The sequence below is a fragment of the Roseateles aquatilis genome (genome assembly GCF_002205645.1).
GTDB lineage: Bacteria > Pseudomonadota > Gammaproteobacteria > Burkholderiales > Burkholderiaceae_C > Roseateles > Roseateles aquatilis.
Window position 1 is genome coordinate 74,116 of sequence record NZ_NIOF01000003.1, and the last position, 12,539, is coordinate 86,654.

General features: G+C 63.7%; 16 protein-coding genes. 1 reads left to right on the top strand and 15 read right to left on the bottom strand.

What is annotated here, in order from left to right:
* Window positions 1–21: 21 nt before the first annotated feature.
* Window positions 22–966, bottom strand: a complete 945-nt coding sequence (locus CDN99_RS08580) for a chromate resistance protein ChrB domain-containing protein (RefSeq protein WP_033470577.1) — start codon at window positions 964–966, stop codon at window positions 22–24.
* 119 nt (window positions 967–1,085) lie between these two features.
* Here CDN99_RS08580 and CDN99_RS29515 point away from each other — a divergent pair, with 119 nt between their 5' ends.
* The gene (locus tag CDN99_RS29515; RefSeq protein WP_255398788.1) at window positions 1,086–1,211 is read left to right on the top strand and encodes a hypothetical protein; all 126 of its coding nucleotides are present in this window, start codon (window positions 1,086–1,088) and stop codon (window positions 1,209–1,211) included.
* Window positions 1,212–1,282: 71 nt separating this feature from the next.
* Here the strand turns inward: CDN99_RS29515 and CDN99_RS08585 are convergent, their stop codons facing one another.
* The 14 genes from CDN99_RS08585 to CDN99_RS08650 all read right to left on the bottom strand — a co-directional run bounded on the left by CDN99_RS08585 (window position 1,283) and on the right by CDN99_RS08650 (window position 12,184).
* On the bottom strand, window positions 1,283–3,568 hold the full coding sequence (locus CDN99_RS08585; RefSeq protein ID WP_088384481.1) for a helicase-related protein: 2,286 nt from the start codon (window positions 3,566–3,568) through the stop codon (window positions 1,283–1,285).
* Window positions 3,569–3,668: 100 nt separating this feature from the next.
* Complete coding sequence (locus CDN99_RS08590) at window positions 3,669–3,971, bottom strand: hypothetical protein (RefSeq protein WP_033470583.1); 303 nt, start codon at window positions 3,969–3,971, stop codon at window positions 3,669–3,671.
* Between the two features lie 118 nt (window positions 3,972–4,089).
* Window positions 4,090–5,199 carry a DUF6094 domain-containing protein gene (locus CDN99_RS08595; RefSeq protein WP_033470585.1) on the bottom strand — a complete coding sequence of 370 codons (1,110 nt, stop codon included), beginning with the start codon at window positions 5,197–5,199 and terminating at the stop codon, window positions 4,090–4,092.
* A gap of 74 nt (window positions 5,200–5,273) precedes the next feature.
* On the bottom strand, window positions 5,274–5,924 hold the full coding sequence (locus CDN99_RS08600; RefSeq protein WP_033470650.1) for a hypothetical protein: 651 nt from the start codon (window positions 5,922–5,924) through the stop codon (window positions 5,274–5,276).
* An 82-nt stretch (window positions 5,925–6,006) separates the two neighbouring features.
* On the bottom strand, window positions 6,007–6,267 hold the full coding sequence (locus CDN99_RS08605) for a hypothetical protein (RefSeq protein ID WP_033470588.1): 261 nt from the start codon (window positions 6,265–6,267) through the stop codon (window positions 6,007–6,009).
* Between the two features lie 16 nt (window positions 6,268–6,283).
* Window positions 6,284–6,682 (bottom strand): hypothetical protein, encoded by a 399-nt coding sequence (locus CDN99_RS08610; protein WP_033470590.1) that lies wholly within the window; start codon window positions 6,680–6,682, stop codon window positions 6,284–6,286.
* 89 nt (window positions 6,683–6,771) lie between these two features.
* Window positions 6,772–7,386, bottom strand: a complete 615-nt coding sequence (locus CDN99_RS08615; protein ID WP_033470592.1) for a DUF3275 family protein — start codon at window positions 7,384–7,386, stop codon at window positions 6,772–6,774.
* Window positions 7,387–7,502: 116 nt separating this feature from the next.
* Window positions 7,503–8,039 carry an STY4534 family ICE replication protein gene (locus CDN99_RS08620; protein ID WP_033470593.1) on the bottom strand — a complete coding sequence of 179 codons (537 nt, stop codon included), beginning with the start codon at window positions 8,037–8,039 and terminating at the stop codon, window positions 7,503–7,505.
* Window positions 8,040–8,433: 394 nt separating this feature from the next.
* Window positions 8,434–9,234 (bottom strand): hypothetical protein, encoded by an 801-nt coding sequence (locus CDN99_RS08625; RefSeq protein ID WP_033470596.1) that lies wholly within the window; start codon window positions 9,232–9,234, stop codon window positions 8,434–8,436.
* A 304-nt stretch (window positions 9,235–9,538) separates the two neighbouring features.
* Window positions 9,539–10,252: a DUF5983 family protein gene (locus tag CDN99_RS08630; RefSeq protein ID WP_033470599.1), complete on the bottom strand. Its 714-nt coding sequence runs from the start codon at window positions 10,250–10,252 to the stop codon at window positions 9,539–9,541.
* An 80-nt stretch (window positions 10,253–10,332) separates the two neighbouring features.
* On the bottom strand, window positions 10,333–11,022 hold the full coding sequence (locus tag CDN99_RS08635) for a hypothetical protein (protein WP_033470602.1): 690 nt from the start codon (window positions 11,020–11,022) through the stop codon (window positions 10,333–10,335).
* Window positions 11,023–11,145: 123 nt separating this feature from the next.
* On the bottom strand, window positions 11,146–11,409 hold the full coding sequence (locus CDN99_RS08640; protein WP_033470604.1) for a hypothetical protein: 264 nt from the start codon (window positions 11,407–11,409) through the stop codon (window positions 11,146–11,148).
* Window positions 11,410–11,508: 99 nt separating this feature from the next.
* Window positions 11,509–11,901 carry a hypothetical protein gene (locus CDN99_RS08645; protein WP_033470607.1) on the bottom strand — a complete coding sequence of 131 codons (393 nt, stop codon included), beginning with the start codon at window positions 11,899–11,901 and terminating at the stop codon, window positions 11,509–11,511.
* Window positions 11,902–11,929: 28 nt separating this feature from the next.
* Window positions 11,930–12,184, bottom strand: a complete 255-nt coding sequence (locus CDN99_RS08650) for a hypothetical protein (protein ID WP_033470653.1) — start codon at window positions 12,182–12,184, stop codon at window positions 11,930–11,932.
* Between the last annotated feature and the right edge of the window lie 355 nt (window positions 12,185–12,539).

The following is a 12,539-nucleotide window of genomic DNA, read 5'->3' on the forward strand; positions in this document are numbered from 1 at the left end:
TCTGAGGACGGGTCAGGGTGTTCACGTTATTTTTTCCTCGTAACTCTTCAACAGCCAATCAAAAACTTCGCACGCGCGAACAAGCAGCGCGTCGTCGTCGGATTCGGATGCCCTCAGGCCCGCGAGCAGCTGTTCGATGCCCGGCGCTTCCGGTACCGGCAGTCCGCCCACGTCCAGGCAATGCACCACTTCGCCCAGGCGCGTCAGCGCCCGGTCGTCCTCCAGGCCAAAACTCGCCAGCAGCGTCTCGAAGGTGACCTTGGTACCGACGTGGCTGAACGTCGCACCGTCGAAATCGAAGCCGAGCCAATCGGCTTTGCAGTCGGCGGGACTCGTCAGCCAGACGATGCGGGCCTTCGGGTCGATAAACCGGCGGATCAGCCAGGCCGAGGCGAGCCGGTCGACCCACGGACGGGCCCGCGTGGCCCAGACACGGCCCCGATAGTCGGCCCGCTCCAGTCGCGGAATGTCAGCCTGCCGAGGGGTCGGCTCGTCGGGAGAAAGCCGGCGGGTGAGCGCGTCGCGCAGGTCGTCGAGCAGGCTCAAGGTCTGCCGCTGCGCCTCGCCGGGGAAGAAGTCGATGCGCGCCACCTGCTCGAAGCGGCGCACGAGCGGCTGGAGCTTACGCGCGGCGGCTGCGCCGTCCAGGGATGCCAGGCTCCGTCCGAGCCCTTTGATCTCCTCGACGATGCCCGCGTACTCCTCGCCCCGGTCGAACAGGGCGCGCAGCGCGGCTTCCTGAGCTTCGTCACACCCCGACAGTCGATAGACCTCGCCGCTGCCCCCGGCCTCGACCGACTGCGCCGCCACTTCGTCCAGCGCCGTAGCGCTATCGGCCGAGTCGGGCAGCAGATAGACCCCATCGCGCAGCGTCGCGCAGCCCAGCGCCTTGACGGAGCGCCAGACGCGCATGCGGCCGGTCGATGCCTTGGTGGGCAGGCTGATGAACAGCGCGAGAAAGCTCAAGCACGGACTCCTTTATCGCCAAGGGGTGGGTAATGAGTTATATATCTTACTGCATGTTATAGATCAAACGAAATCTACGAAGTTGCGTAGCGAGTCCGTCGGATCTGATCCCAAATCGCATGGTGCCCGCCGATGCGCCGACCAGCCTTATCAAGGAACGCTGGGAGAAGCTGGTGATGGCCGATGCTGGCATTGACCGGCACTACTACGGCCGCGCTTTTTTGTTTTCTGAAACGCTCCCCTGAAATAGCGACTGCGGCAACGACCGAAGACAAGAATTCGGCCCCCGAAGGGGCCGATCAAGAGGGAAACAATCTCAATGCACCAACTGCCGCGCCAACGCCACCTCCACCGAGTCGCCATCCTGGTTCAGGACATCGAGCCCTGATTCGGGCACGTCGCCGGAGGTGGATTGCGACACCATGATCTTCTTGGCCATCAGCCCCAGGCAGGTCATCTGCGAGGAGTTGGCGTAGCCGAGGTAGATCACCTTGACCGACTGCTTCTGACCGATACGCCATGAACGGCGTGCGGCCTGCTGCAGCGAATACACGTTGTAGCCCGACTGCATGAACACGATCGTCGGGAACTCCAACAGGTCCAGGCCGGTTTTCACCAGCTCTGGATTGGTGACGAGCACGTCGATACCGCGGTCCAGCTGCTCGGCGATCCAGTCTTCCCGGCGGGAGGCATCCACGCTCGCGCGCAGTACCGCCACCTTGAAGCCTTCCTGCTCCAGCAGCACCTTCAGGCGCGACGTGGTGTCGCGCGTGCCGGTGTAGACCGTATAGACCAGGGTCTTGCGACCTTCTGCTTTCTCCTGCTTGCAGATATCAATCAGCTCGCGCTCCTTGGGCATCACCTCCAGCTCGTTGAACTGAGCCGGGACGAAGGCCAGGGTGTTGCGCGTGCGTGGATGCACCACCGTCTCCGACCGGAAGCAGCAATCCGGCCAGGCCAGCAGCACGTTGAGGACCACACCCAGCAGCGTCGTGTCGCGCTTCGCCAGGGCCTGCTTCAGCTCCGCGGTCAGCCGTCCCGCCAGATCGCGATAGGCCGCGGATTGCGCCGTGTCCATCGTGACCTCACGGAACTCCTCGTCGTAGGGCGGCAGCACGTTGCCGCCGATGTCCTTCAACTTGAGGAAGACGGTGAACGGCAGAACGCAACGCAGCACGCCCTTCGGACCGAAGCCCGGCGCCTTGACCGTGCGCACCGATACTTTGGTGCCCTTGGCGGTCTTGTGCGCCGTGCCCGTGCTCTCGGAGTAGATGTCCTTGAGCACGCCGTGATCGCGCATGAACGCCATCGCGGCCGACGTCATGGAACCTTGCTTGGTCGGCCGGTAGCCGTCTTCGATCATCCGCCCAGGCAGGGCGCGGAACAGCAGGTGGAACAGGTCGTCGCCGTAGCCGCCCATCAGCGTGCCGGTGAGCAGCAGCGTCTTGCGCGCCTTGGCCGCCAACACCCCCATGGCCTGGCCCTGTGCGGAGCCGCCGTTCTTGTACTCGTGCGCCTCGTCGGCGATGAGCAGGTCGAACGCGCCTTGGGGAAGCTGCCTCTTGATGAACTCGGACGGCTGGTAGCCGCCCTCGCCGAAGCCGAACTCCATGTTGGCCATCGCACGTTCCATGCGATGGGCTTGCCGGTCCGAGAAGACCAGCTCGCCGTTGCCATCCATCAGGTTGATGAACTCATGGATGTTGTCCCCGAGCATCGACGCGAGAAAGGCGTCACCGAACTTCTGCATCAGCTTCTGCGCGGTGACTTCGCCAATCGTGGGAATACGCTTCAGCGCCTTGAGCACGGTCGAGGACTGGTCACTGGCGGACAAGCCCCTGGGACGGATCAGCGTCCACAGCGGTGCGGCGCAATGGCTGCACTTGCGGCGGCTCTCTTCGGCTTCGAGTTCGACCGGGTTGATGGGCTCGCCGTCGAGGTCGGTGATGATGTGGCCGCAGTCCGGGCACGCCGCCACGTCGCCGTGGGGCGTGCGCCGCCGGGTGAAGACGGGCTTCCAGTGGAACCCCATCCGCATCCGCACGCGGCCCAGGACGAAGAACTCCTGACCCTGCGCCGGTACACCCAACTGCTCGCGCAGCTTCAGCAGCTTGACCAGCGTGTCCGGGCCGTTGAGCACCCAGACCTTGGCGCCGGCCACCGTCTCCTGGATTTCCCGCCGCCACTTGTAGACCAGATGCGGCGGAGAAAGAACCAAGGTTCGGCGGTAGCCTTCGGCGTTGAGCACGGCGGCGGTGGCAATACCCACCGTCGTCTTGCCGCATCCCATCTCGCCATTGACGATCGCGGCGCGTTCACCGCTATCGACCAGCAGCTCGGTGACGGCATGGACCACATCGGCTTGCGCCTGGAACAGCTTGCGCTTGAGGGCTGCGAGGATGAGTTGCCGATGTACCCGCACCTGGCCGGTGTAGACCGGGGGATTGGCACGGTTGAGCGAGTCGAGCAGCTCGTCGCCGAACTCCGACACGAAGTCGGTCAGGCTGATGGCGAGCGGAGAAGATGCGGCTTCGAGCAGGTCGCCCTGCACGGGCGAGGCATCGGAAACAGCCGCGGGAACAGTTTCGAGATCAAGTGACATGGTGATGCTCCAATGAAAATGGGGCATGCACCGCCCCCTGCGGGGCGATGGCATGCCCCAGGGGTGGGAAGAGAAAGACGGCCGAGCCGTCAGAGGACGATCAGTACTCGGATGGCAGCAGCAGCGTGGTGACGCTGCGGTCCCACTCGGTGATGATCCAGAGCTTCAAGGTCGGCGTGACCTGGTAGGACGAGAACAAGCGGTCTCCGGACTTCAATGCAGCGTCGTTGGAACGCCGGTCGCAGTCATCGAGATCGCCCCAGTCGCAACGCAGGTGGCGGCGCAGATAAGGCACCGGATTGAACTGACCCTGCTGGACCAGATCGTTGATGCCGGCGGTCATGACCACTTGTCCGGATGGGAACCGTGGTTGCGAGACGAGATTGAGAACAGCGAGTGCCATGGTGATTTCTCCTTCAGAAAGAAAAAGAGGCCACGGCACCCCATCGGGGCGACATGACCCCGGTGGGTGGACAAAGAAGGCGGCGAAGCGCTGGCAGCTTGCCGTCAGGGAACAACGATCAGCGGATGATTAGCACCTCGCCCCGCGTGGCGGAGCCCGGTGTCATGTCCCAGGCACGGATGACCGGCACGAACTTGTCGGTGAGGATGCGTGTCTCGGCCACGGAGCCGTCGTCGCGTTCGGTGTATTCCGTCTGGAGAGTCTTCTCCTTATGGGTATCACCTTTCACGACGAGCGTTCTGCCGCTCTTCGAGGTCACGACGCCCGAGATCGCGCCCGCGGCCAAGGCCAGAGCGAGATGCCAGTGGGACAAGGCCCGCGCCGGTGGACGCAGCGACTGCTGCGCGGCCCCCAGGTGGGTGTCGAGCGACGGCCATAGCCCCTGCAGTCGGCCGACTTCATCGGCGAACTGCTCAGGCTCCATCGTCACGCGATAGAAGTGCTCCGGCTCCGCGGGAGACACTGGGACGGTGTACTGCAGGAACGGCCATTCCACTGGCAGTTCCTCGGCCTCAGCATCGCCTTGCCCGATCTGCAACAGCAGCCCGCGCACGGCTTTGGCCGAGTCCGACGCCTGGTCGCGCTGGCGAGCCCGCCGACCGAAGATCACCACCTGCTTGAACTGCGCCTCTACCGCACGGTAGATCCGCAGGTCTGCGAAATGGCGCGTCAGCCATCCGACCAGCTCCGGATCGAGCACGTAGGACGGCACGATGAAGATCAGCACACCGCCGTATTGCAGCAGCGGCAGGCTGCGCTGATAGAACAACTTCTCCAGCCTGGCACGACCTTGGCCCTGATAGCCGATGTTGCCGTTGACGTCCTTGGAGAGGTCGCCATACGGCGGGTTCAGCCACAACAGGCCGAAGCTCTGCCGGCTGATCAGCGAGTCCATCAGGTCGCCGTGGAGGCAACGATCGACCAGTTGCCGGGCGTGGCGGGCACGCTCGGCGTCGTACTCGACGGCATAAGCCGAAACCTGCTCGCGCCCGAGGGCGTGCGCAGCTTCGGCAATCGCCACGCCTTCGCCGGCGCAGGGATCGAGGATGGAGAGCGGGCCAGAGGCTGGCGCCAGTGCGGACAACGCCCGTTCCAATGTGGGCTCATCGGTCGGGAAATAGCCGTTTTTGATGAAGTTGCGCGCAAGGCGCGGGAACATGAGAGCCATAAGAACCTCCTGAAAGGAAGTGGGATGAAGGAAGACGGGCACGCGCGCCGCGCATGCCCGTACATGGAGATGACTCAGGCCACGCGCCGAAGCGGTGCGCCGGAAGCCAGCTCGTACCGCGACGCCCCGAGGGTGCCGTTGCGAATCAGGTCACCCAGCGCGGTGGTCAGCGCCGGGACGTCGATCGCCAGCCGATGACCTTCCAACGCGCCGATGGCGGATGGCAGGCGGCTCAGCATCGCGCGGGCTTGCAGCAGTTCCAGCACGGTGTCGCGCCAGTGATCGAGCAACGGCAGTGGGCAGGTGTCCTGCACCAGCGTCCACAGCCGATCGGTGCGATGCGATGAATCCCTGGGCAGCAGGGCCAGCGCGCCGGCGTTGGCCTTGTCGGGCTTCACGCAGCGGCGGTCGAACAACCACAGGTTGACCATGGAACCGAACAGCGTGCGCCGGAAGACGCGCGTGGAGCGTTTCTCCAGGTTCTCGACGTTGCCGACGAAGACCGGGATCGATCCGCCCTGTTCGGTGATGACGTGGAACTGGTCCAGCCCCTGTTCGTCGCGCCCGAGGGTCAGACGTGCCAGGAACTCCTGGATGGCTGTGTCGCGCGCCCAGATGGAAAGGAACACGAGATTGCCCTGTTCGTCGCCGACGCAGCCATCGGCCATCAGGTCGGGGCATTCGTCGATGCGGTAGAGCGGCTTGGGATCGGAGTGTGCAGGCATGGTGATGTCCTCTTGGATAAAGGAAAGGGACAGCACTGCCCGCTGGGGCAAGTACTGCCCCGTGGGGTGGAAAAGGAATGGCTCAGTCCGGCTTGAACTGCCGGGTGGCCGGATTGAAACGAAGCGCCTCGTCTGCCTTGCGGATCGGCGTGAAGCCTTCCAGGTAGATGTTGGCCGAGTAGTTGTCGCGGTAGGTCAACGCCTGCCGTGCCTGCTCATCGGTGAGGCCGTTGGCGATGAAGTGGTCGAGCAGTTCCTCGTCGGGCGAGACGTCGTTGTTGGACAACTGGTCTTCGACGAAAGACAGCAGCGATGCCGGAAGAGACGCGAGGATGGAGTCCATCGTGAGCCTCCTGGGATCAGGCCGACACCGGCGTAGCCGGTAGGGTCGGCGTGCGACGACGCGCGTGGTAGGCGCGCACGCCTTCGCGCCACTGGGGGGACTGCTCGGGCGCCATCGCCAGATAGCTGAGCGGGCACGAGTAGTAGTACGGGTGCATCGACTCATCCATCGGCTTGTAGCCCCATTCATTGCCGGAGCCTTCCAGCAGGTCGCAGCGGATGTAGTGATAGGAGTCGCCAACCCCGAGGCCCGGCTTGATGCCTTCCTGCTTGGCGGTGATGCGCACGACGGACCACAGCACGTTGCCGCGCAAGGTGTGTGCGACGGTCTCCGCGCGAAGCTGCTCGTTGTCGCGGGGTTCGATCAGCTCCTGGATCAGCTGATGGCGGGATTGCCTTGAGAAATACCAGCCCATGAGAGTTCTCCTTGAAGAAAAAGCCGGAGTCCTCCCCATCGGGGAAGAACCCCGGCGGGTGGTGACTGACCGCTTGCGCGGCCGATGGATCAGGCGGTGGCGAGGTGCCAGTCCTGAGACAACGGGGCGAACGAATAACCCAGCACCCCGAGGCGGTCGCGCTGCTGACGCAGGACACGACGATCCACGGTCGGATCGAGCTTGACGCTGTCGCCCAGCGGCCAAAGCGCGCCGAACAGTGCGGTGTCGTCTTCCTCGGCCGAGGCTTCGAGAGACGGCTTGGCTGCTTTCTCCGTGCCGAACGGCGTGGTATCGACCAGCGGATCGCGGGTCTTGCGACCCTTCGCCTTGGCAGGTGCCGGGGCTGCGACAGGCACAGGTGCCTGCGCCTCTTCGTCGATCGGATCGACTTCCTGCGGACTCAGCCGGCGGGCTTCGTCACGGCTCAGGGGATCGATGCTGGACAAGGTCATACCGCCCAGGTGGGCGCGAATCTCGATCACCATCCGCCCACTGGTGTTGTAGGTGGAGGGCCGGATCTCGGTGATGATGAAGTCGCCGTCGTACTTGCCTTCGGCGTACTGGTCGAGTTCGGCATTCTTGATGACGAACTCGCCGATGGAAGTCGCCAGACGGCCGACGTTGAAGTCGCCGTTGCGACCGTGGATGGTCTTGATGGCCAGTTGGCCTGGAACATTGATCATGGATAGCTCCTTTCGACGAATGAGCGATCGCGTGCCGCCGGCGCCGAAGCGCAAGCGGTGCTCGATCGAAGGGGAAGAAAACAAGGCCCCGGTGCATGCGCATGGGGCCTTGCAGATCAGAACGACTCGGCCAGGGCCGGCGCGTCAGCGGGTGCATCGGCGTCGTCATTGGCGGCGGCTTCGGATGCGGGCGCGTCCTGGGCTGCCGACGCGCTGGAGGGTGCTGGTGCATCCTCGCTCGCCGCGTCATCGGTCGTCTTGGGCTCGGCCTTGTAGACCATCTCGCCATCAATCTTGATCCAGTTCACAAAGAGCAGGCGGGCCTTCAGGCTGACGCCCTGCTGGCCGGCATTCTTCCCCTTGGAGTAGGTGAAGATGTCGGTCCACAGGTCGCCGAGGCGGAAGCCGATCAGCACCTTGCGTTCGGCCTTGACGGCCTCTTCGCAACGGCGGACCAGATGCTGAGCTTCGCTGCCGGACACCCGCACGTCGAAACGGCGGTACTCGGGAGCGTTGCTCGGACCATTGAGCGCTGCGATGTCGCAGGCCAGGAACGGCTCACCTTTCTTGGGCTTCACTTCGCGGATGCGATTGAGATACCCGAGGCCAGTGATGTGCAGGTCGAAGAACGATTTTTCGGATGAAGTGGTCATGGTGAATCTCCAGACTTGAGAACAAGAAAAGCGGAGACACACCGACCCTGGCGGGGAGGTGTGGAAACCCCCGCGCGGGTTGTGGATCGTGAGACCCGGAAACAACTACCGTGGCATCTCCATCGATGACTCGACGGACGTTCGCGCTATGGATGCCGAGAGCGAACTGGGGTGATCAACGCGGCCGGAACCGCGTCGTAGCCTTGAAGACCTTGGCTACCTGGGCATGCTGCTGACGGGTGTCAGCGGAACATGGCAGCAGCGTGGCTCCTACAGACGCGGGCTGCCAGAAGGAATCGGCATCAGCGATGTTCCCGATTGCTCGACCACCGGGGGCATGAACCAAAGAAAAGCCCCTCGATCGAGGGGCTGTGAAGGAACACAAGGGTTGGTTTCAGTGCCGCACGCTGCGCGCCTTGCCGGAGAGCGTTTCCACCCGGATAAGGCGCCAACTGCCGTCATCGATTAAGCGCTCCAGCGTGTCACCGAGATCGTCGAAATAGACGTCATCGACGCGCTCGACGGATTCACCGTCGCGGTGCAGTTCGACCACATAGACGTCGCCGCCGCGGTCGTAGCTCACCGTGACCTGGCCGCTGAACTTACCGGTCTCGACCGTGAAACGGATGGACGGCGGAGTGGCGATGATGTCGTGCGGCTTGGGGTCGACCAGCGAGAAGTCCCGGGCATTGGCGTCAACCAGCAGGTGGCTGATGTACCGATGACCATCTGGTGCGGGCAGCTTCTGCAACTGCTGGATCAGTTCGGCCAGTTCCGGGCAGCGTGCCTGTGGCACAGGCAGCTCCGTGGTGGCGTCGCCCAGAATCACCGACTTGACGGTGTAGGGCCTGCCATCGGCCAGGTACTCCGTCTTCTCCCGGGGTGTGCCGACGCGCTGGCCATCGAAGTGGCGACGCGCATACGGAATGACTTCCACTTTGCTGCCTTCGGCTGGAACAGCAGTGACCAGATGGCGATCGACCACTGCGAACTGGGTCGGCTTGACCTTCACAACGATCGCGTCGTCGGTGACCGCGATCACCTTGCCTTGGAACGGACTGGGATCGGCCGCGAAGCCCAGCATAGTTTTCTGCGGCGTACCGTCGTAGACGTTGAACTTGAACGACCTAGCATTGCGAGGCACATGGCCTGCGACCAGGGTGGGCATTTGAGAGCGGATGAGAGCGTGGTCCATGGAAATCTCCTAGAAGAAGACCAAAGGACGCCCGCCCGCCACCGGGGTTGGGAGCCCCTGGTGGGTTGAGGTAAATGGCGCGGGATGCGCCGGGGATGAACAACGACCTGTGCGGCGAACCGCACCGTAGCCTTGGAGGTCGATGGCTACCTGGGCATGTTGCTGACCTCAAGTCAGCGGAACATGGGTTCAGAGTGCACCGGCTCCATTGACCTGCCGACAAAGAATCGGCACCCCGGCCGGGTCGGTTTCCTGCACGCGAAAAAAACCCCTGCGAACAGGGGCTGTGGCTTGAGGTGTGGCGTCACTCCTCGAAGATCGGCAGACCTTCCAGGATCTGCGCGTCCGCATCGAGGATCAGGATGCGCACGTCGGCCTGCGCTGCCAGGTGCAGGACGTTGACCAGGCTCTCGGGCATGGCCTTCTTGAGATGCTCCCGACGCAGGTCTTCGGCCGTGATGCCCTCGACATGGCCGAGGTTCTCGTCCGTCCAGGGCGTGGCGATCAGCTTGACCCCGATCGCCGGGCTGTACGGAATGCGGAACGCGACGAACAGAAACCGGGTCGGCGTGGCGATGTCGGCCAGCTCGGCCAGGTAGCGCCCGGCATCTTCGGTGATGTGGGCGGAACTGATCTCCCAGCAGCGGCTGTAGAAGCCGGTATCGAATGTCAGGCGCCGGATGACTTCGCGTGCGGCCTCGTCGGAATAGGTGTCGCCGACATGGACAGGCTGGCCGAAGTCATCGCCGGCAACCGCATAGGTCACGGTTCGCACGATGCCCTCGGTCTGGCATTGATCCTCGAGTTCCTCGCTGATCTCCTGGCCCTCGGTGATCAGGGCAAAGTCGTTGCAGAAGATGCAGGGGAACTGTGCGACCTGATCGTCAGGCAGATGAGCCTGGCTGGAGTGAAGTAGCCGCCAGACCGGTGGGCTGTCGTCCTCGTAGGTGATGCAAAGCGTGCGGACGATGCGCAGGTTCTGATAACCGCGAACGAACGGATTCGATTGGATGGACATGGGATTTCTCCAGCAGAGAATAGGCGGAGCTATCCCCTGCTGGGGATTAAGCCCCAGCGGGTGGATGAAGTGGTGGACGCTCAGGCGGAGCGGTGGGAAGTGCTGCTTTCCAGCAGGCGTTCGGCGAGCCTCAGGCGCAGGGATCTGCGGGTGGCGTCATCGCCGATACCGGCGAGCAGGCTGACGGTTTCGAGCGCGATCCGGGCGGCCGCCTCGTCAAGATCGCCGGCCTGAATCGCCTTGTGCAGGTCCTGCCCGAGTTCCAGGGCGCGGGTCGAGCTGCTGTAGACGGTGACGTCGCGGCTGATGAACATGCCGTTGCCGCCAAACTCGAAGAGACGCGGCCTGTCGCTGTGCCAACATCCCTCGAACCGGATGGCTCGGAGGCCGTGTCCGTCGTCGAAGCATCTGGCGACGACAAACAGCGTGTCCAGTTCCGCGCCGTCCTCGAAGCGATGAGCCCTGAGAAGGTGATCCAGTTGCGGATCGCTCTCCGCGGAAAAGTGCTTCGCCAGCAGGCGTAGGTAGGACTGAATGCTGGGCTCTTCATCCTCGGGGAACGGCCGGCCGAGCTGGTAGGCCAGTTCGACCAGGTTGTCGCGGATGTCGTCCCATTGCGGATCGCTGCCTTCGGATGTCCGGGCGATGTACGTCTCTCCGTCGCCGGGATAGGTCTCGTCCAGATTGAACCCGCCGAATAGCGCGGTGATGACCGGCGTGATCCGGTCGAGCACAAGAACGCCGGTGGCGTCGTAGTAGTTGTTGGACATGGTGGCTCCTTGGTTGAAGAAACTGCGGAGCCGCGCCCTGGCGGACGTGGGGAGTCCGCAGAGTTGCGAAGCGAGGTATCGACGCCAGACAGGCATCGGTCCTCGGGTAGCGGACGCAGCTGCTCAGCGGGCGGGCATGCCTGCTACCGGTGTGTCCGATGGGGGATAGATCACGGTCAGGAACTGCCTGCCGTTGTGATCGCGGAAGCACGTGCCGTCCGGTACGGCAACCCAGGTGATCCAGTCATGGACCTCCAGCGTCGTGCCGCGAACGATTCGGGCTCTGAACCAGCGGCCGGGCAGTTGGCCGTCGCCGTAGAACCCGGCGCTGGTGCGCGCGTGATGCGCGTTGAGCCGCCGGACGATTTGTCTGAGCGTCAGGGACATGTGCCACTCCTGAGATGAAGAGGAGGAACACGGCCCCGGCAGGGACACGTGTCCCTCGTAGGGTTGGAGAAAAGGTGCGAGTGCGACGGCGAGGCAGGCTCACCAACCGTTGTAGTTGAGGACCAAGTCGGCGATGACCTTGCGCCGCTCCAGATCGAGGCCGCCGAAGTCGGACAGCCCCTCGAAGCCGCAACGCTTGAGCATCGCGCCGCCTTCGCGGGCGTTGTAGAAGCTCACCATCGCGGACAGGAACATCCGCTGGCCACTGCTCAGGACACCCAGGGCGTCGTTGAGCATCAGCATGTTGGGCCGCAGCTCCCACTTGGTCGTGGCACGCTGCAAGCCTTCGCGGGTGCCGTCGCCGAACCACTCGGCGCCGGCGATCTCGGCACCGCGCTTCCAGGCCTGGAAGAACGCGGACGGGGCCTGGGTGAAATGCGCATCTTCCCGCGCGATCTGATCGAACACTTCTTGAGGCAATGACAAGCTCATGAGGAATCTCCTTGGATGGCAGGGGCAATCACGGGTGCGAGCGCTGTGTCCACGCGCCTGTCGCCAGGGCTTTGGCTGCGGCGTCGCGGCTGGGGAAGTACTCGAAGGACTCGCGGGAGCAAGGTCCGTCGTGGTCATCGAACGCGCCGATGTAGTAACCAGCGGCACTGCGAAGAACCTGCAGAGGCAGGCGCTTGCCGACAAAGGTCAGGGCCAGGTAGCCGATGGAATCGGCTCGGGCCGCCTGTGCCGTGATGGGTGGCGAAGTGGAAGCAAGGGACATGGGGCTCTCCATGGGGAAAATGGAAAGCTCAATCCCGACGGGATGAAGGAACTTCCCGTGAGGTGGATCGAAGCATCGACGCCAGGTATCGGCGGCGTCCGCGCGGGCGATGCGAAGCGGACTGGTTCGGTCTACGCGGAAGGTTCCGCGGCGCAGCCTTGAAGACCGGAGCTGCCTGGGCATGGCGCTGACGGAGTCAGCAACGCATGGGCTTAGCTTCGGAGAGCAGTGCGAGCTTGTCGTGCAACAAATCGAAGCTGCGCGGTTCCTGATTTCCAAGCGCTGGATAGCGCTGTCGCCATTTAGCAGCGCACACGAAAAGGCCCCGCAGTGCGGAGCCGGTTGTGAAACAGGG